Annotated in this window: 14 protein-coding genes and 1 riboswitch; of the genes, 4 read left to right on the forward strand and 10 right to left on the reverse strand. The window is 48.3% G+C overall.

What is annotated here, in order from left to right; all coding sequences use genetic code 11:
- Positions 1–144 precede the first annotated feature (144 nt).
- Positions 145–2,208 carry a glycoside hydrolase family 127 protein gene (locus IRJ16_RS16575; RefSeq protein ID WP_228080252.1) on the reverse strand — a complete coding sequence of 688 codons (2,064 nt, stop codon included), beginning with the start codon at positions 2,206–2,208 and terminating at the stop codon, positions 145–147.
- A gap of 231 nt (positions 2,209–2,439) precedes the next feature.
- Here IRJ16_RS16575 and IRJ16_RS16580 point away from each other — a divergent pair, with 231 nt between their 5' ends.
- Both IRJ16_RS16580 and IRJ16_RS16585 read left to right on the forward strand, forming a co-directional pair.
- The gene (locus tag IRJ16_RS16580; RefSeq protein ID WP_194112733.1) at positions 2,440–4,875 is read left to right on the forward strand and encodes an alpha-L-arabinofuranosidase C-terminal domain-containing protein; all 2,436 of its coding nucleotides are present in this window, start codon (positions 2,440–2,442) and stop codon (positions 4,873–4,875) included.
- A 144-nt stretch (positions 4,876–5,019) separates the two neighbouring features.
- Positions 5,020–6,276: a PQQ-dependent sugar dehydrogenase gene (locus IRJ16_RS16585; protein WP_194112734.1), complete on the forward strand. Its 1,257-nt coding sequence runs from the start codon at positions 5,020–5,022 to the stop codon at positions 6,274–6,276.
- 371 nt (positions 6,277–6,647) lie between these two features.
- Here the strand turns inward: IRJ16_RS16585 and IRJ16_RS16590 are convergent, their stop codons facing one another.
- Positions 6,648–7,601, reverse strand: coding sequence for a tryptophan 2,3-dioxygenase family protein (locus tag IRJ16_RS16590; RefSeq protein WP_194112735.1), 954 nt, complete (start codon positions 7,599–7,601; stop codon positions 6,648–6,650).
- Between the two features lie 294 nt (positions 7,602–7,895).
- A riboswitch (Fluoride riboswitch) is annotated at positions 7,896–7,960 on the forward strand.
- A 29-nt stretch (positions 7,961–7,989) separates the two neighbouring features.
- Between IRJ16_RS16590 and IRJ16_RS16595 the strand changes: the two genes are divergently transcribed.
- Positions 7,990–9,237 (forward strand): voltage-gated chloride channel family protein, encoded by a 1,248-nt coding sequence (locus IRJ16_RS16595; RefSeq protein WP_194112736.1) that lies wholly within the window; start codon positions 7,990–7,992, stop codon positions 9,235–9,237.
- Between the two features lie 125 nt (positions 9,238–9,362).
- Here the strand turns inward: IRJ16_RS16595 and IRJ16_RS16600 are convergent, their stop codons facing one another.
- From IRJ16_RS16600 to IRJ16_RS16635, 8 genes are all read right to left on the reverse strand, one after another.
- Positions 9,363–10,607 carry a glycoside hydrolase family 76 protein gene (locus IRJ16_RS16600; RefSeq protein ID WP_194112737.1) on the reverse strand — a complete coding sequence of 415 codons (1,245 nt, stop codon included), beginning with the start codon at positions 10,605–10,607 and terminating at the stop codon, positions 9,363–9,365.
- Between the two features lie 313 nt (positions 10,608–10,920).
- Positions 10,921–11,394: a DUF2059 domain-containing protein gene (locus IRJ16_RS16605; protein WP_194112738.1), complete on the reverse strand. Its 474-nt coding sequence runs from the start codon at positions 11,392–11,394 to the stop codon at positions 10,921–10,923.
- A gap of 11 nt (positions 11,395–11,405) precedes the next feature.
- Positions 11,406–12,539, reverse strand: a complete 1,134-nt coding sequence (locus IRJ16_RS16610) for an acyltransferase family protein (RefSeq protein ID WP_194112739.1) — start codon at positions 12,537–12,539, stop codon at positions 11,406–11,408.
- A gap of 161 nt (positions 12,540–12,700) precedes the next feature.
- Positions 12,701–15,262, reverse strand: a complete 2,562-nt coding sequence (locus IRJ16_RS16615; protein ID WP_194112740.1) for an outer membrane beta-barrel family protein — start codon at positions 15,260–15,262, stop codon at positions 12,701–12,703.
- Positions 15,263–15,388: 126 nt separating this feature from the next.
- Positions 15,389–15,910 (reverse strand): TlpA family protein disulfide reductase, encoded by a 522-nt coding sequence (locus IRJ16_RS16620; protein ID WP_194112741.1) that lies wholly within the window; start codon positions 15,908–15,910, stop codon positions 15,389–15,391.
- A 38-nt stretch (positions 15,911–15,948) separates the two neighbouring features.
- The gene (locus tag IRJ16_RS16625) at positions 15,949–16,965 is read right to left on the reverse strand and encodes a Gfo/Idh/MocA family oxidoreductase (RefSeq protein WP_194112742.1); all 1,017 of its coding nucleotides are present in this window, start codon (positions 16,963–16,965) and stop codon (positions 15,949–15,951) included.
- A gap of 105 nt (positions 16,966–17,070) precedes the next feature.
- The gene (locus tag IRJ16_RS16630; RefSeq protein ID WP_194112743.1) at positions 17,071–17,670 is read right to left on the reverse strand and encodes a DUF4142 domain-containing protein; all 600 of its coding nucleotides are present in this window, start codon (positions 17,668–17,670) and stop codon (positions 17,071–17,073) included.
- A 60-nt stretch (positions 17,671–17,730) separates the two neighbouring features.
- Positions 17,731–18,072 carry an MmcQ/YjbR family DNA-binding protein gene (locus tag IRJ16_RS16635; protein ID WP_194112744.1) on the reverse strand — a complete coding sequence of 114 codons (342 nt, stop codon included), beginning with the start codon at positions 18,070–18,072 and terminating at the stop codon, positions 17,731–17,733.
- Positions 18,073–18,100: 28 nt separating this feature from the next.
- On the opposite strand from IRJ16_RS16635, the gene IRJ16_RS16640 reads away from it, so the two are divergent.
- A complete protein-coding gene (locus tag IRJ16_RS16640) occupies positions 18,101–19,246 on the forward strand; it encodes a cytochrome-c peroxidase (RefSeq protein ID WP_290246148.1) in 1,146 nt (381 codons plus the stop codon).
- The last annotated feature ends 2 nt before the right edge of the window (positions 19,247–19,248 follow it).

Raw genomic sequence — 19,248 nt, forward strand, 5'->3', positions numbered from 1 at the left:
GTTGAGCGGGGTCAGGGGCGTGTCCTCCGTTTGCAAAGTCTGCGAAAGGGCACACCCCTATCAAAGCAGGTTCTTTATATATGGTCTGTGCTTCCCCGCTCAAGCAGGGAGACTTGGGCTTGTCATCTACCATCAAAACGTTTCTCACTTCTCCGGCATCCAAACCTGGTAAGGCGCGCCAGGCGTACGGTTACCCAACGCATAAAACGGTATTGCCGTAAAATTCACGGTTTGGCCATCTTTATTGGTGGCTTGCCCGCTGATGGTGTTGATACCGTTCAATAACGATGGGTTATAGCTTACCTGCATTTTCACATCAGACTTAATGCTGTAACCTTTAACGCCCGGGTTGTCCAGATCTTCAAAACCATAGATCATTGGTCCGGCAGCAATGGTGGTCTTTCCCTTTACCGATGCTACGGCTTCGTTGCTGGTCACCAGGCGCGGGGCCATAGGCAGGTCCAGCGTTATCGCATCGCCTTTTTTCCATTGGCGGGTAATGGTGACGTAGCCTTTATCAACCTTCACCGGAACAGCTTTGCCATTCACTTTTAAGGATACCGAACCTGTGGTTTTGGAGTAATAGAGGTCAAAAGGATTCTCTTTACCCTGTGCCCAACCCGGTATGCGGATCTTTACCGGAATAGCTTTAGTGGTGGCGGTACGCAACTCGATCTTAGAATTACCTTTCCATGGATACCCGGTAGATTGTTTTACCAGCACCTCGGTACCGTTCACTTTTAAAGAAGCTTCGCTGCCTACAAAAAGATTAACATAAACCGCCTTACCATCCTGCCCGTAAATATATCCCGGCAGGGCCGAGAACATCTTCAAGATCATGGGCGGGCAGCACGGGCAACTGTGCCAGTTCCAGCGCTTGTGGCCGTTAGCTAACAATGGGTTCTCATAATAGTAATGATCCCCGCTAATGGATACGCCCGATAGCAGGTTATTATAGGCCACGCGCTCAAACTCATCCATGTATTTGCCGTCGGCCTCCAGCTCGTTCATCTGTTGCGAGAAGAATCCCGAGCCGATAGATGCGCAGGTCTCGCCGTAAGCATTTTCTGGCAGGAAGTAGTCAGGCCCAAATTTCTCGTCCTCGTGAATGGCACCTTGTCCGCCTGTGATAAACAGGCGTTTACCTATCATGTTGTCCCAATAATTATTGGCGGTTTTAGCATAGGCGGCGTTGTCGGTCTCCATAGCCATGGCTGTAACGGCGGTGGCCAACAAAGTGGCACGCACAGCATGGCCTTCAATGGTCTTTTGTTCGGTCACCGGCATGTGGTCCTGGTTGTAGGCGCCGTCGGTCTTGCGTTTGCTGTTGGCATCGGCCATTTGGTAATGGCCGCGTACATCTATCCAGTACTTGGCTAAGGCTAAATAAGCTTGCTTGTTCACCGGGACACCTAATTGCGCTTTTAGTTTAGGGTTGTTCTTAAATAGTTGATACAACTTCAACACCGCCTCCTCTGGTCCGGCATGGCCGGGAACCACGTTCTGTTTAGGTGCCGGCCCCATAAAGCCGGCCATTAGGTTGGTCAGCTTAACGGCCACTTTTAATAGTTCGGTCTTTTTAGTGGCGTTGTGATAGTGTACGGCGGCCTCTACCAGCATGCCGGCATTGTACACATCGTGTTGCCAGCGGTCCTCGCCGCCATTTAGGCCCCAACGTTTTTCGGGATAGGTGAGGGTGGTGTAGGTGTTCAGATAACCATCAGGACTTGCCGCCTGTGCCGCTGCTATGCGTTTAATATAGGCATCCAGCTTCTGCTCCAGTTTAGGGTCGGGGTTAAGGATCAGCAGGTCGGCGGCGCCGCGGATGGTCTCATAAACCAAGCCATCGTACCAAGGTGGACCATCGTGCTTGTTGGTTTTGCTTTGGCCTTGGGCCACCATATCAAAATTAAGGAAGGCATTACGGGTGCGTCCCCATTTTTGTTTCTCGTCGATTATGTCCTGACGGTCGGGGTCATACTTGCCCTCCAGTTTATCCAGCACATCGTAAACTGTTACGGTGCTCGATGTTTTCAGTTTAGGTGCCCAAAAGGCATCGTCTACCTTAACATCCCGAAGATCTAATGGATGAACGATCTTTTTAACCAATACTTTCTTTTGCGCATCTGCCGGTTCAGCCATTACTAATAACGCGACACCTATAGCCACAAGGATATATTTTTTGCTGATCATTTTTATTGTCTCCATATATTTTAGATATATGCGGGTGCCGGTATGCCATTTTCCGCGATCGCTAATTTAGGTAATAAAAGCCTGCACAAATTTGAACGTTCTTGCCAAATTCTTTCACTAACTTGATCCGTAGCTTGCACGCCTTTGGTCAATATCGAACTAAAAGTTATCAATTGCGTGCGATCACTGCTGGGGCCGAACACAGATCTTAGGAGCGTTAAATATCATCATCACCAGATCATCTCTATGACCAAAAACATAAGCCGTCAACTTATTGCACAATGTGGCTTTACTTTATTAGCTACCCTTGCCGCATCGGGGCAAACGGCGCGTATTACCATCGACGCTGCCAAAGTGTTGAATAAGATACCGGCCAACCTTTACGGAACTTGTATCGAAGACGTTAACCACGAAATATACGGCGGTCTGTACGATCAGCGCCTGTATGGCGATAGCTTTGAAGAGCCTGCACCATCACGTCAATTTAAAGGTTGGAGAACAATTAAAGGCGAATGGGGTACCATTCCCGGCGGCGTATCCGTTAATGCGGGCGAAGGTTACAAGCTGATCAAAGAAACGCCGGTGATACAGGATGGCAGCATCGAAGCTGATATCGCTTTTCCTAAAGGCAGTGGCGTAGCCGGTTTCATTACCCATGTAAACAACGCAGGTCCTGGTGCCGATAATTTTGACGGTTACGAGATCAGCTTAGCGCCCGAGCGGCAGGCCATAGTTTTGGGTAAACACCGTAAAAATTTCCAGTCGCTAAAAGAGGTGAAAGTTAAGTTTGATAAGACCGGCTGGACGCACTTGCGGGTTGACATCCGTGGGGCACACTTAACCATCTACGTAAATAACGAGACCAAACCAGTGATAGACTTTACCGATACCAATAACCCCTTAGAGGCAGGCAGCGTAGGTTTAAGGACATTCTTTGCCGATGCGCAATTCCGCGGGATCAAGATAAAGAGTGATGCCGTTGATGTACCGGTGGAGTTTATCAGCAGTAAGCCATTGCAGGTCAGCTCGGTTTGGGATGCCGTTAGTGCGCCGTCGGCCAAAGTGAATTTTTCATTAGCGGATGATGCCTTTAATGGCAAACAAGCCCAAGTGATCGAGTATCTGGGCGGTACAGGCAAAGCTGGCTTAGCCAATAACGGATTGAACCGTTGGGGCATCGGCGTTCGCCGGGGGCAAAAGTTTCAGGGGTATATTTATTTAAAGGCCGATCAGTTCAAGGGCCCGGTGACCGTGGCTTTGCAAAACGCGGCCGGGACTAAAACTTATGCTACGCAGCAATTGAGCGGCCTGTCATCCAACTGGAAAAAACATGCTTTCAACCTGACAGCAAACACAACCGACGGTAAGGCCCGTTTTGCTGTTTACATACAAAACAAAGGTAAACTGATGTTGGATCAGGCGGTGTTAATGTCGACAGGCAAGGACCAATTCAAAGGCTTGCCTTTAAGGGCCGATATTGCCAATAAAATGGTAGAACAGGGCCTCAACTTTGTACGCTACGGCGGTACCATGGTCAATGTGCCCGATTACAAATGGAAGAACATGGTAGGCCCAACGGAAACGCGCCCGCCGTATAAAGGCCATTGGTACCCGTACAGCTCCAATAAATTCGGCATCAACGAGTTCGTTGCTTTTTGCGAGGCCGCCGGTGTCGAGTCGGCTTTTGCCATTAATGTAGAGGAAACCCCTCAGGACGTGACCGACATGGTGGAGTACCTGACAGGTGACGCTACCACCACCTGGGGTAAAAAGCGCGCGGCGGCCGGTCACCCTAAACCTTATCCGGTAAAATATATTGAGCTGGGTAACGAGGAAGTGATCTGGGGCGATAACCCTAAAGATTACGTGCATTATGCCGAGCGTTTCAATATCCTGTACGATGCTATCCATGCTAAAGATCCGTCCATCAAAGTGATCTGCGCGGCATGGTGGAGGCCAAAGTCGAGCAATATGGAAGTGGTGTTTAAGGCCATCAACGGCAAGGCTGACTACTGGGACCTGCACACCGATGCCGACGAAGCTAATGCCGGTGCTTTGGTTGACAAGAACCTGCAGAACATGCGCGACCTGTTCCTGAAGTGGGACCCGAATACCAAAATGCGCATTGCTATATTTGAAGAGAACGGTGGCCTGCATGATCAGCAGCGGGCCTTGGGTCATGCTACTACGCTGAACGCTGTCCGCCGCCATGGCGATTTTGTGCTGACTTCCTGCGCGGCCAATGGCTTGCAAGCATTGGGGCAAAATGACAACGGCTGGGATCAGGGGCAGATATTCTTTACACCATCGCAGGTTTGGGGTATGCCTCCGTTTTATTCCGGGCAAATGGCCGCGAAAGCGCATCAACCGCTGTTAGTGTCGAGCACTACCAAAGGCGACCTGGATGTGACCGTTACCCGCGATGAGAACAGCAGCGAATTGATTATGCACATCATTAACATCAAAGAAGATGAGGTGAAGACCAATATCGATATCAAGGGCTTCGACCGGAGCAACCCGGCGGTTAAGGTGGCAACGCTGGCAGGTGACCTGAAAGCAAGGAACACTCCGGAGCAACCGACCCGAACATCCACCAAGGAGACGACCGTGCAATTGACAGGGAATAATGTAAAGTACAGTTTCCCGGCGCACTCTTATACCATATTAAGGTTTAAGAAGTGACGTGATATTTCCCACTACAGCGACTAAATAGACCGATAATAAGCTTACCTTCCGGCTGTCAAATTAATGATACAAAGCCGCCTCGGGTAAGCTTATTTGTATATTGGCTACGCTAATAGTGAACAAACAACATCACAATTTAAAATGACCAATAAACTTATGAAAGCGGCCTGCGCATCGGGCCTGCTTGTGGGGCTTGCCGCCTTTGCTGCATTCAAGACCAGTAACGACACTCCTGTTAAAATCGCCGATCTGAAAATGCCGGGTGGATTTACCGCCACCATCGTTGCCGATTCGTTAGGTCCGATCCGCCATATCGAGGCGAATGCCAAAGGCGATATCTACGCCCGTAAGAACTTTGATCCGCGCAGGGGTGGTAAAGGGGTTTTCTTTTTGACCGATACCAACCACGATGGGCGTCTGGATAAGAAACTCGCTTTTGGCGATTACCCGGGTACCGGCGTTAAGATCAAAGATGGTTATTTATATTCCTCATCAAATAGTGCGGTATTCCGTTATAAGTTGGACAAGAACGGGCAGGTGATCGATCCGAATAAGCCCGAGACCATTGTGACCGGCCTATTAGATAAAAGGAACGACAACTCTAAATCGCTTGCGCTTGACGACCAGGGTAATTTATATGTGACCGTTGGTTCATGGTCTGACGCTTGCCGTCAGCCTAAGTCGGCCATTGGGATACCGGGTTGCCCGATATTGGATTCGGCAGCCGGCGTTTGGAAATTCAAGGCATCTAAACAGAACCAAACTTACAGCGACGGTGTGCGCTTTGCGACCGGATTGAAGAACGTTGTCGGCATAGATTACAACCCCGTTACTAAAAGCGTTTTCGCTATGCCGCACGGCCGCAGCTTTGATAAACAATCGGGTGCGTTCTTTGTCGGTCAAAAAAGCTCGGAATTACCTGCCGAGACCATGTACGAGTTAACACAAGGGTTAGACGCGGGCTGGCCGTTCACTTACTACGATCAGCAATTAAAAAAGAGCATGCTGGCCCCCGAGTATGGCGGCGACGGCGCTAAACCCGGCGACAGCAAATTTGCCGACCCGGTCATTTCATTCCCCGGCCATTTGGCGCCGAATGCAATATTGTTCTACACCGGCAATATGTTCCCTAAGCGATATAAAAATGGCGCTTTCATCGCCTTCCACGGCAGGTCGGTATCGCCAACGCGTGGTTACTTTGTAGCATTCGTACCATTTGTTAACGGTAAGCCAACAGGCGAATGGGAAGTATTTGCCGATAACTTTACCGGACAAGATCTGGAAAAACCGACCGGCCCGTACAAGTACCGCCCAATGGGTTTAGCGCAAGGACCTGACGGCGCTTTATATGTTTCTGACGACTTTGTGGGAGCGATCTTTAAGATCACTTATAAATAAGAGCTAAGAAAATAACATTGCTAAGTCGCTTCACAAAATGGAGCGGCTTTTTTTAGTCTGCGCCGAGGGTGGTGTGCTTTAACATCGATAGTATAAAGGCCAGTGGTATCGGTGCAAGTATCAATAACGCTAATCTGAAATAGAATTTTGAGGCGGTTTTGGATACCGCAGTTAGAATGGTGATAACGATGAGGAAGGGAGCCATGAATACGGCAGAAAATGCAAGGAGTACAAAACCCGGCAGTTCGTCATCCCCGTACTTCAGAAACAAATATACTATCCATAGCCACCCTAAAAGGTAGGCCACATAAAATGATACCGCTACGGGATGCTGCTTAAAAATCGAACCTTCTACCATGATCCATTAATCATTAAACAATACCCAAAGCCGTCTCTACCCAAGCCTTGCCCCAATTACCAATCTCATCTGCACTCCATAACCGCGGGTAAAAGATCCGTTTTTGAAAACGCGGCGGAAGGTATTTTTGCCAGTTGGTACCGCCGGTGGCTTTGATCTCTTCAGGCTCGCGGTGCAGGTAACGTACGGCCGACTTATAGTGCGATAGTGGCCAGTTGATATTCACATGGACGTCCAGGTTGCGAAGTTCGCGTTCCAATTCGGGGGTAGCTTGTCTGGCGGCTTTAAACTGGTTGTACAGGTTATTAAAATTGTTGGTGGCGTTACTTTGCGCCAGATCGATAAAAGTTTTAGCGTACTTCTTCTCGAACTGCTTCAACGTCAGTGTTTTTTTTCCGGTCGATAATTCAGTCGCGCCAAATTTCCAGTAGATGTATTCAAATTGTTCGGCAATGCTTGCGGTGGCTAACTCCTCACGCTTATCTTTCGCGACGAGATTGATGAAATCGGTCGCGTGTATCTCTATCATCCGGTACTGGCCGGATTGGAAACCGCTTGCGGGTAATAAGGACATCCGGAATTTCAGGAACTGTTCTTTCTCCATGCCATCCACCATGATCTCGAACGAGTGGGTCAGCGCTTCAAAATAACGGTTGATCCGTTTTAGGCGAGCGGTGAAAAACTCAGCAGTAAGCGATGGATGGGCTGCGATCTGCTTGCACTCGTGCAGCGATAGTTTAAAGTACAACTCCGTGATCTGGTGGTAGATGATGAAGATCTCCTCGTCGGGGAACGGCGTTTTGGGGCTTTGCAAACTTAGCAACGTATCCAGGTGGATATAATCCCAATAGGTCAAAAAATCAGCATACAACAAACCATCCAGGTACGATGCCATATCCTGGCCCATGGCCTCGTATTTTTGTTGCAGGGCAGCTATGCGTTGTTCTATTTCGGGAGAGATGGACATGGTGTAAAGTTAGGTTTTTAGTCCGAAAGACGGGAAGTCCGAAAGACCGAAAGTAGCTGCGATGATAGGTGCCATGAGTGTTCAACAGTAGTGAGCGTTCAATGTGATCCCGATGGAAATGGAAAGCCCGGAACGGGGACGGCCAAGAGTATAGAGAGCGGCGAGGACTTGAAATAAATAGCGGGGCCTCCTGTGTCAAAGGACTATAGCCGCTCGTTTCCGGGCAAAAGCATCTTTTCTAACTTCCGGTCTTTCGGACTTCCCGTCTTTCGGACTAAATATTATCTTTGCTTATCTAAAAAAGGTGATGGTGCTCCACCTAATTGAACCGCTGCAAAGCTGATGGCGCCTACCCAAATAAATTAATTGTTTATTTGCCTGTAGGTGTATGCTAAAAAATATCTTTAATAAGTCTGCAATTCGTCCGGCGCTGGTGGCTGTGCCTGTTTCTGTTGCCATTGGTAGTATGGTGGCGCTCTTTTTGGTGCTGCTTAATTGGGCTATCCATTTTAGGTTCGGGCATATATGGCTGTTGTACCTGTTGCCTTTGGCGGGTATCGGCATCCATTTTTTGTATAAACTTTATGGCAGTTCGGCCGGGCGTGGCAACGATCTGATCATCGACGAGATACATGAACCCGGTGCCGGTGTGCCTAAACGTATGGCCCCGCTCATCCTGATCACCACCGTCATCACCCACCTCTTCGGCGGATCTGCCGGGCGCGAGGGGACGGCCGTGCAAATCGGTGGCAGTGTAGCCAATTGGTTAGCTGATGTGTTTAAACTCGATGGCGAGGGGCGCAAACTTTTACTAACCGCGGGCATAGCAGCCGGCTTTGGGGCGGTATTCGGCACGCCAATAACCGGAGCGATGTTCGCCATCGAAGTGCTGACCGTTGGTCGTTTAAAGCACGATGCGTTGATCCCCTGCCTGGTTGGCGGCCTTGTAGGCCACCTTACCGTTTGGGCCTGGAGCGTGCCGCATACCCACTACCATATTGATGTTACACCTGCCGACTACAGGTTTTACGGTTATCAACTGCACCTCAATTTCATGCTAATGCTTAAAGCTGCCGTCGCTGCTATTTGCTTTGGCGTGGTGAGTTATGGTTTTGCAAGGGCTACCCATTTGGTGAAAGATAGCTTTGCCAGGCTGGTCAAAATAAGTTGGCTGATACCGGCGTTCGGCGGCGTTGTTATCGTATTGCTTACCTTCATTATCGGTAAGCCCGACTATCTGAGTTTGGGTGTAGCCCCCGAATATCCCGGCGCAATAACCATCCCATCGGCTTTCTATCCCGGCGGCGCGGATGCATCAAGCTGGATATGGAAGTTGGTGTACACATCCATCACTCTCGGCACAGGCTTTAAAGGCGGCGAGGTGACACCGCTCTTTTACATCGGCGCAACTTTGGGTAATGCACTTGCCGGGGTTATGAGCGCGCCTGTAAGCCTGTTTGCCGCGCTTGGTTTTATTGGTGTGTTTTGCGGGGCTACCAAAACCCCTATCGCTTGTACTATTATGGGCTGGGAGTTATTCGGTCCGCAGTACCTTATCTATTTTGCGGTGGTATGTTTGGTAGCTTACCTAAGTAGTGGCAAGGTAGGTATCTACAGTGCACAAAGGCGGCGGTAGGACGCTTTTTCATGCCCCGTTTATGGAGATAGAAGCGGCTATCGAATTAGTAAATGATAAAAAGCGCATTAAGCCCTGAAGCAATGCCAGACTTAATGCGCTTTAGTTTTAACGAGCGAATTTAATTAGCGATAGAAATAAATATTATTGATCATAGACACACCGCTGGTGGTCTCGAAGGCATTACGCACACTTTCAGGTGTGCGGGTGCCCCAAACGGTCCACATCAAACCTTGCGAGTTGCGGATAGACCAGGCCTGGGCAGCGTTGGCATCCAGCCATGCGCCGTAGTTTGTTCGGGTGCCGGTGTTCTTCACAAATCTGCAAGCCCACCTTGCAAAAATGCCTTTCATACCTTGGGTGTCGGGGATGCCATTTTCATCTTTTAAGATGCCGCCGGATGTGATGCACATGTTACTGCGTGCATAATCCATTGCTTTGGTGCCCATAGCCAGGTAATTTACAGCGGGGTAATCAGCCCTAAGCAGGTCGCAAGCGCCGATGAATGTGCCCTGGGTGTAGGACAATGGTCCTTCGGTAATCGTACCCGCGGCGTTTATCGCGCCTTTTACTTCGCCGGTAGATGCCACATATAAGCGGCTTACCATCCAATCCATGATCAGTTTGGCTTTGTTTTTATAGGCAACATCACCGGTGGCTTGGTATAACAACATAGCGCAGATCACCGCAGGTGCGTTTACGCAAGTGTTTTTGGTTTGATTAGCGGTTGTCCACCACAGGCCGCCGCCTAATGATGAAGTATTCCAAGCGCGGTTCCACATCATGTTAAAGTTGTTTTTGGCCATGTCCAGCATACCACCGTCGTTAGTGATCTTGAACGCGCGCACGCACATCAAGGCTCCCCAAACAATGTCGTCGTTATATATATTGTTGCTCCATAGCAGGCCGTAGCCGTCGCGCACGCCGTTATATAAGTAAACGATCTTGTTCTTCAGGTCGGTGCTTGGGTTTATGGCGTAAGCATCTATCAGGGTTTCGATAGCCTCTTGCTGTGTCCAAAAATCCATGCGGCCGGTGTGGTTATCATCCTTCCAATAATAGGCTTTGTAGGATGGTCCATAAGTGCCATACTGATTATAAAAGTGGTTATTGTAAACCTGCATGGCCACCAGGGCCTCGGCTTTAGTGGGGGTTGGCGGGGCAGCGTTCACCCTTAATTCAGGCCCGGTGACCGTAGCAGTAGCGTTGGCAGGTTGTTCGGTGGTAATAGACTGTTCTTTTTTACAGCCCGACATTAAGGCACTGAAGCCTAATGCCGAAATGATGATGAGTTTTTTGTTTTGATGTAACAATTGTTGCAGCACGCTTGGATAAAAAGGTACCGTAGTGGTGTTGGTGTTGTTTCTCATAATAATGCACAAAAAATTAAAATTTGGTTATATAGGTTTATGCTCGTTCGGTTTAGCGACAAGGCAAGGGGAGAACAGGAAGCGGCTAATACTATTTATAACCCCGGCTATGCGGACGTGGTCATGAACAGAGAAATATAATTGGTAGTTGTTTGTACGTAATTGCGTTGCAATTAGTTATGGTAAAAGGGCTTCTACCATAAAGCATGACGGCTACATACTGGTTTACAACAGCATGCAGCTAAAACAGCAAACCGCGAGCTGTGTATCAACTATCGCGGTCTACTGTTTGAATTTTTAATGAATCCCGATCTTATTGCATCGCGTCCATCATCAGTTGCTGCAACTCGGCCTGATGATCAGCAACAGCCTTTTGACTTAGTGCCATCGTAGTTTGCAGAATGATCGGTGTTTTTGCCTGGAATTTGATGCCTATCGGACTTTTATAAAATGCGGTCAATTCTTTTAGTTCTGCTACGGTAAACTCACGTGCGTAAACCTGGCAAAGATCTGGTTTCATGATCTCCCACGTTACATATTTGCCTAAAAAGGTGGTCATTGCCTGGGTAAACTTAGCACGCTTCTCTTGAGGAATATTCGCTAATGCCTGGGTCATGCCGGCAGCGGCACTTTTTTCAAATTGCTCTTTTCCGCCTGATGCGATCAGCATTTCTTCGGCAGCTTTTAATGCCGGCGAAGGTGCAGGCTGGGTGGTTTGCGCTTTAATGTCGCTAAAACTTAACGCAACAATACCCGCGATAAGGGCGATAGATGTTCTCAATTTCATTTTGGTAGTGTTTAAACTTTGATGTAGATCTTCTTTTTGTAAAGATAGTATAACGGCAGCCAACAAATGGCCACATAAATGATAGCCCGTATCAATGACGCGTTGTAAGGCGTAAAATGCGGTGCGATCAAATTTTTATAAAGCCATTTGGTGTTACCAACGTCGGCAATTGGTATCAGATCGATAAGGCCTTGCATGATGCCGCTGAGGACATAGGCTAATATGGCGTTCACGCCAAAAACAACAAAAAACCATAGTCCTTTTTTGTGGCCTTGCACATCTATCAACCAATAGCATAATGCGAGTGCAATAGTAGCCAAGCCGCCGGTGTAAAGCACAAAGGAGCTTGTCCACAATGCCTTATTGATGGGGAAGAAAAGATCCCAGCCCAAGCCAATTACCACGGCTGTTACACCGTAAACAAACAGCCAGGTCACTTTGGCGGCGCTGTCCTTGTCAGCGCGTTTTAGCCAGCTACCTACGCGGATGCCGAATAAACCTGTACCTAATGCAGGCAGGGTACCTAACAAACCTTCAGGATCCCAGGTAACGGCTTGTTTCCAAAGATGGTCGGTGGTCAACAGTGTACGGTCTAACCAGGCGCCGATGTTGGTATCCGGGTTAAGGTTGGCGGGGTTACCATCGGGGACAGGAATAAATGTCATGATCATATAGTAACCTACCAATGAGCCGGCAAGCACCACATCCCGTGTTTTTTGCGAACATTTGATGTACAGGATACTGCAGATAAAGAATACCAGTGCGATCCGTTGTAACACTCCGGGGAAACGGAGGTGAGTGATGTTCCACCAAAGCGGATCGTGATGGTAGAACAATTGGATACCCCAACTGATCAGGACGAGCCAAAGCGCGCGCCTGGCAGCTCCCCATATCATTTTACCATGATTAACCGGATCGGCGGCTTTGTTCTCCATAGAAAACACTGTCGATACGCCAACAATAAATACAAAGAATGGAAAGATCAGATCTGTAGGCGTACAGCCATTCCAGGCGGCATGCTCTAAAGGCGCATAAATGTGGCCCCAATCGCCGGGATTGTTGACCAGGGTCATAGCCGCCATGGTAATACCACGGAAGACATCGAGGGAGAGTAGTCTTGAGTTCTGAGTTTGGAGTTCGGCCATTGGTTTACGATCAGTAAAGCTGACAGCAATTTATAGAAAATAAGCCGAACATCACAAAATGGTCGATCCCAAATACGAAGCGACCCTTGATATCCGGACATTCGCTAAGCTGAACATTCGGATATCAAGGGTCGCGTATTGGACCGTAACAACGTAATTTTTTACTTCACCGGAGGTACAACGACAGGTGGCTTAGCGCCCGCTGCCGCACCTGCTCCGCCACCGTTAATGGTTCCCTGAGTACCGCCGCCCATGCCGTCGCCGCCATCGCCGCCGCCCATATCGTCGCCCATGCCGCGGTTCTTTTTCTTATCCGGAGCTGGTGTCGAACCAAAACGGTACGACAGCGTGAACGTGAACGTACGGCTTTGCCAGCGTCTGCTCGATTCTTGCATGTAACGGATAGTAGATAGATTATCCTCGATAGTAGAACCAAAACGACGGGTATTGAACGCGTCGCGCACGTTGCCGCTCAGGCTTACGGTTTTGGTCACATCATATTTAACACCTGCATCCAGGCCATACATGGCTTTCATGCGGCCCTGGCTCATTACCTGTGGCGCGTTGTAATCACCACGTAATTGGATACCCAATGCTTTGGTCGGTTTGTAATTACCCGTCAGGTTGGCATTCCACGCAAAGCCCGATGATGACGGCAAGTTATATTCAGGCGCGGCATTCAACTGTCGGTAGAACGAGTTAAAGTTAGCGGTCACGTCAAAATTGTTGGTCGCATTTACTTTGGCGATCAGCTCGAAACCACTGTTTTGCGAGCGCGAGATATTTTTAAAGGTCATCACCGTGATCTGGTCTGTCAATGGCTGGCGGATCATTTGGATATTCTCGTTGGTCAGCCTGTGGTAAACCGACGATGTTAAGGTCAACGCTTTCCAGTAGTTGATATAGCTTAACTCAAATGAGTGCGTATCCTCGGGACGTAATCCCGGCGTACCTTGGAAATAGTTGAACGGATCGCTCCTGTCTTGGAATGGGTTGATCTGCCTGTCGCGCGGGCGGCTTACCCTACGGGTATAGCTTAATTGCAGGGTCTGGTTCTCACTCAGCTTATCGCTTAGGAACAAGCTTGGATAAACCCTAAAGTAATTCTGGTTGTTACGTACACCACCATTCTCACGCAATAATGTATTGATATAAACCTGCTCGGCACGCACGCCTAATTGCACACCAAAATTGCCGAATTGCTGCTGATAGTTGCTGTAAACGGCGTGCACTTGCTCACGATATATAAAATGGTTGGTCAGGTCATTATTTACAAAATAACCTTTGGTAGCCGGGTTTAAAGATGATACATCATTATTGCTGTAGTTGTTGGCGATAGTGCTACGGTATCCGGCCTCAAATTTACGGCCGTTCTCTAAAGGTAAGGTCAGATCTGCCTGAAGGTTGAGATTGTCGCCGTTGCCGCCGTTCTGGTTGAACTGGCCGCCAATTGAATCGAGCATGCCCAATGAATATTTCTCTAAGGACAAAAAGTCGTTAGCTGATTCTTTACCATGCGAGTAGCCAATATTAGCCGTAAACTCCTGACCTTGTTTTTTAAATTTCCTGCTAAAATCAAGGTTATAATCGTTATTGTAATTACCTGTAGCGCGGGATGTGCTATTCTGCATCGTCTGCTGGTTTTGCGTGCCCAGGCTATTGTAAATGCTGGTGAGGCCGCCCTGAAAGCGATCGCGGTTACGCAAGTTAAAGTTACCGCTGATGCCTAAGGTGGTTTGCTCATTAAGGTTGATATCAATGCCGGTACGGATATTACCACCACGCTGACCGAAGCTTTGGTTATTGCTTTGGTTCAGGAACAGCAGGTCGCCCGGGCGATAAGTTGTACGGTTGGTAAAACCATTACCCTCCCTGTCGCCGCGGCGGTAGCTGTAGTTACCGTACACATTAATTTTAGATGTTTGGTAAGCCAGATTAAGGTTGCCATTGTACGTGTTATAGTTACCACCCGTCATAGATGCCGAACCGTTGAAACCTAAGCGGGCATTCTTTTTAAGGATGATATTGATGATACCCGATTGCCCCTCCGCGTCGAATTTAGACGACGGGTTGGTGATCAGCTCGATATTCTCGATAGCGCTGGCCGGGATAGATTGCAGGATATCGGCCACATTGGCGCCTGTTAATGCCGAAGGTTTACCATTGATCAGCACGCGCACGTTGCCCGATCCGCGCAGGTTAAGGTTGCCATCCACATCAACCTGAACCGATGGTACGTTGCTCAGCAGGTCGGTCGCCGATCCGCCCTGGCTTACCAAACTTTGGTCAACGGCAAAGGTCTTACGGTCGATACCTAATTTGATATTGCTTTTTTGCGATGTAACGGCCACCTCTTTTAGCAGGCCTTTACCTACGATCATTTTGATAATGCCGACAGCGAAAACGCGCTTGGTAGCATCGATCGTAAAACCATCTTTATTAACAGTGGCGTAGCCCACGTAGGTAGCACGAAGAGTATAAGCTCCATCGGGCATATTGTCCAGCTTAAAGTTGCCGTCCATATCGGTCTGGATGCTTTTGGCGGCCAGGTTATCACTTTTTTTAATAAGCGATACGGTAGCAAAAGCCAACGGCTGGGCGTTGGCGCTGTCTATCAGTTTACCCGTTACCGAGCCTTTGCCGGCCGGTTGCTGGGCGAATGTGTTTGTAGCAGATAGTAAAATAATAACCAGTAGAAGGTTCAGGAACCTGTAAATTTTCATCCGGCAAAGGTCAGTTTTTGCAGGCGATCGTGGTATAGGCTTTCTGTAACTTTATTGATAAGCAAAAAAGCCGGACGATATTCTGACAATACCGCCCGGCTTTTGGGGATGCGTAGTAAGGGCTGCTTACTTCAACTTCTTCAATGCCGCTAAGATCTCTTCGGTCTTGGTCACTTTATCAAATGCCTTTACCCACTTGCGGTTGCTGTCATACAAAGCAAGGTAAGGGGTAGTATCTATCTCGTAATAACGCTGCACCACGCCTGTATAACCTTCGGTACCAATGGTGAAGTTAGGGTGTTTCTTCAGGTCAAAATCGCGCTTAAATATCTTGATGGCGCGGATATCGTGATTGTTAGACCAGGTGATCATCACTACCTGTATCCCTGCCAGCTCTTTCAGCTTTGGCTGCATCTCGTACATCATTTTTAAGCAATGGCTGCAATCTGGCGCAAAATAGATCAGCACTACCGGCTTGCCTTTGGCCAGGTTGGCAGGTGTTTTCCAAACGCTGTCGGTGGTCAGGATCTTGTAGTTAGGGATCGGCTTTGGTTTTGGGGCAGTACCAGTTCCGGCACCGGCCTCTTTAGTAGCGTAACCTAATGTCGCGGTAAGTACAAATGATAATAATACCAGTAGTTTTTTCATATCAGGGTTTTGAGTTCTTTTGTTCGTATTGGTTTAATTTATGCCTCCAGCATTTCCATCTGCCACATAATATGCTCTTCGGTTATCGGGAATAACGCGTTTTCGCGAATGGTATGATAAGCGGCCTCAAATAAATGTGTGTAATCGCCTTTAGGGGCTGTCAACCTGCTCGACTTAGTTTTAGCGTCCATGTCAGCCTCGGTCAAAACACCCTCGCTGCCGGGATGTTCAATGCCATAACTCGCATCGGTCGGTGGGACGTTCTTGTCCAGCAATTCCTCTTGGATATCCGTCCGGCTCTTGATAAAGCTGCCCAAACTACCGTGGATCACGAAAGATGGCAGCGGTTGCGCGATCAGCCAGCCTGCCGAAAGGAATACGTTTATCTGATGCGGGAAGGTTAAATGGAAACTAAAATAATCTGTAACCGTTGAGTTTTCGCGGTGCGATGCCTCGGTCTTGGTCCAGGTCAGCGGCTTGCCGAACAGGCTGATCATCTGATCGATCAGGTGCGGGGCAAGGTCATAAGTAATACCTGCCGATGTAAGGCTGGCATCCTCTTTAAATTTCTTTACGCTAATGGTTGGGCGGTAACGATCGTACCGGCAATTGATCTCGATCAGGCGACCAAGCTTGCCGCTCTCTATCACTTCTTTCACCGACAGGAAATCACTGTCCCAACGGCGGTTCTGGAAAACCAGGTAGTGCTTGCCTACCCTGCGGGCCAGATCATACAGTTCCTGCACCTCGGCAACGGTGGCACCGGCGGGCTTTTCGGTTAGCACGTGTTTACCTGCCAGCAGGGCACGTTTAGACAGATCATAATGCGTATTATTAGGCGTGTTGACGATGATGAACTCAATCTCGGGGTCGTTCAATAACTCCTCGGTACTGTCATAGCTTAGCACATCGGGGTAGTGCCCTTGTGCTACTTTTTTAGTACGCTCCACAATAGCTTTCAACTGAAAGCCCGGGTGCGCGTGAACAAAAGGTGCATGAAATAAACGGCCCGACATGCCGAAGGCCAATAATCCGGTTACGATAGGTGCTGCCATAGATGTGCAATTATACGATTTTACCTATCTACTGTAAAGCCCCATAAAAAGAAAACGGGGCACCTCTTTCAAAGCGCCCCGTTCTTAAGGTATAGACTGGTATTACTATTTGTTAAGATACTGGTTGATACCGGCAATGTGCTCGGTATGCATCTTTAGCGTAGGCAAGGTTTTATCTACAAATGCTTTAAGATCCGGATCTTTAGCAACAGTGGCTTGATGCTCGAACATCTTCACAGTTTTCTCGTGGTCTTTTACCATTGCGTCCGCGTAAGCCTTGTCAAAATCGTTGCCCATTTTTTTGGCCATGTCGTCGGCTTCTTTTTGTTTATCCTCACTTACCGTAGCAGGCAGGGTGATGTTTTTAGCTTTAGCCAAAGCCATCAATTCCTCGTTAGCCTTCCCGTGATCAGCGATCATCATATTGGCAAACTCTTTTACCTGTGCGTTGGCTGATTTTTGCAGGGCCAATTTAGCCAGCGCAACTTCGGCCATGCCGCCATTAGCAGCATCTACAGCAAACTTTGCGTCGCTTTCTTCTACAGTTATACCCGGGTTAGTGCCGGCGCTGTCAGCCATTGCCGATGTATCTGCTTTAGCCTCATTCGCACTATCAGCCTTATCTGTGGTGGTTGATGAACCTCCGCAACCTTGTATCATCCAGGCGGCGGCAAGCATTGTCATTAAGTAGGTGATCTTTTTCATCGTTAATGTTTGTTTGGTTTTTATTAACTACAAGTACAGATACCTAATGTTTTAATTAAATTAGGGTTTGCTTTTCTTTGGCAACTGCTTACTTATCAAGGTTTGATAAGCACAGTTGATGGCATCAGCCAGCATATCTTCACGTACCAGATCAAAGTTAACAAAGGTGGACCCTTTTTTACCCCAGGCGTTAGGCACGGGATAAAAAGCCGAGCCATTATCGAACGAGCAGAACACATCCTGATCCGTCAGCGATAACTGCACCATGGCCAGCCCGTCGCTCTCGCGCAAGGTGGCGAAGATCTTGTTACGCCATCTAAAAGATGTTTTCTCAAAATGGGGTAGTTCTTCAACATCAGGATGAAAAAGCGCCAGGCGGCGAAAAGTTTCTGTATCGACCATTACCAAAGCTACTTATATTTGCAGGATAGTGATCAAACAGGTGCACATCATTCAGCGTAAAAACTTCTTGTATTTAAATAAGTGGCTGGTGATGGTGTTGCTGCTTGCTTTTGTCGGCACGATCACAAGTTGGACCTACGACCCTGTGCCGATCGGCCCATACCAATTCAACTACCCGACCAACTTTGGCAACCGCACTTTTATTCCCGACGATAACCCGACCACCAAAGAAGGGGTTTATTTAGGCAGGATGCTTTTTTACGAGACGGCCTTGTCAGCCAATAATAAGATCAGTTGCGGTACTTGCCATCAGCAGGCTTTGGCCTTTACGGATGGTAAAGCTTTCAGTACAGGGGTAGATGGTTCGTTGACCTCGCGAAGTTCCATGAGTTTGGCTAATATGCTTTGGTCGCGCAAGTTATTTTGGGACGGGCGCTCTAATGCTTTGGAAGGCCAGGCCGCTATCCCCATGCAAAACCCGCACGAGATGGGCCAAATGATGCAAACCACTGTGCGTAAGTTAAGCCGTAAAATGCCTTATCCCGAACTATTCGATAAAGTATTTGGCAAAGAGGAAGGTATCAACGGTGTAACCATTATTAAAGCTATCGCTCAATTTGAGCGCACGCTGATATCCGCCAATTCTAAATACGACCAATATCTGCAAGGCAAACACAAACCGACCAAACAGGAGTTGCAAGGCTTAGCGTTATTCAATAATGCCCCACAACCAGCCAAAAGCATCCGCGGTGCTAATTGCTCCAGATGCCATGGCGGGGTGAAAACCTATATGGAACTTTTCCATAACAACGGACTGGATACGGTAGGTAAAGATGCAGGCATTGGTAGCCTGACGGCGCTGGCCACTGACCAGGGTCGCTTTAAAGCACCAACACTACGCAACATCGCCTTGACAGCGCCTTATATGCACGATGGTCGGTTTAAGAATTTGGATGAAGTATTAGACCATTACAGCGATCATATAAAAACTTCGGCCGCTTTAAGTGATATATTTAGAGGGGCTTCAAATCGAAAAGACGGCACGCAGTTATCGCTGAAGGCGGATGAAAAGAAAGCCATCATCGCATTTTTGAGCATGCTGACCGACGATACATTTATTCACGACCCACGGTTTTCGGATCCGCATATTGCCGCTACTATTAGCAATAAATAAAC

The organism is Mucilaginibacter myungsuensis, from assembly GCF_015222005.1.
Lineage (GTDB): Bacteria > Bacteroidota > Bacteroidia > Sphingobacteriales > Sphingobacteriaceae > Mucilaginibacter > Mucilaginibacter myungsuensis.

Excerpts from the sequence above, each read along its gene's own strand:
- IRJ16_RS16575 (WP_228080252.1), bottom strand. The coding sequence starts at position 2,208 with ATGGAGACAATAAAAATGATCAGCAAAAAATATATCCTTGTGGCTATA.
- IRJ16_RS16580 (WP_194112733.1), top strand. The coding sequence starts at position 2,440 with ATGACCAAAAACATAAGCCGTCAACTTATTGCACAATGTGGCTTTACT.
- IRJ16_RS16585 (WP_194112734.1), top strand. The coding sequence starts at position 5,020 with ATGACCAATAAACTTATGAAAGCGGCCTGCGCATCGGGCCTGCTTGTG.
- IRJ16_RS16590 (WP_194112735.1), bottom strand. The coding sequence starts at position 7,601 with ATGTCCATCTCTCCCGAAATAGAACAACGCATAGCTGCCCTGCAACAA.
- IRJ16_RS16595 (WP_194112736.1), top strand. The coding sequence starts at position 7,990 with ATGCTAAAAAATATCTTTAATAAGTCTGCAATTCGTCCGGCGCTGGTG.
- IRJ16_RS16600 (WP_194112737.1), bottom strand. The coding sequence starts at position 10,607 with ATGAGAAACAACACCAACACCACTACGGTACCTTTTTATCCAAGCGTG.
- IRJ16_RS16605 (WP_194112738.1), bottom strand. The coding sequence starts at position 11,394 with ATGAAATTGAGAACATCTATCGCCCTTATCGCGGGTATTGTTGCGTTA.
- IRJ16_RS16610 (WP_194112739.1), bottom strand. The coding sequence starts at position 12,539 with ATGGCCGAACTCCAAACTCAGAACTCAAGACTACTCTCCCTCGATGTC.
- IRJ16_RS16615 (WP_194112740.1), bottom strand. The coding sequence starts at position 15,262 with ATGAAAATTTACAGGTTCCTGAACCTTCTACTGGTTATTATTTTACTA.
- IRJ16_RS16620 (WP_194112741.1), bottom strand. The coding sequence starts at position 15,910 with ATGAAAAAACTACTGGTATTATTATCATTTGTACTTACCGCGACATTA.
- IRJ16_RS16625 (WP_194112742.1), bottom strand. The coding sequence starts at position 16,965 with ATGGCAGCACCTATCGTAACCGGATTATTGGCCTTCGGCATGTCGGGC.
- IRJ16_RS16630 (WP_194112743.1), bottom strand. The coding sequence starts at position 17,670 with ATGAAAAAGATCACCTACTTAATGACAATGCTTGCCGCCGCCTGGATG.
- IRJ16_RS16635 (WP_194112744.1), bottom strand. The coding sequence starts at position 18,072 with ATGGTCGATACAGAAACTTTTCGCCGCCTGGCGCTTTTTCATCCTGAT.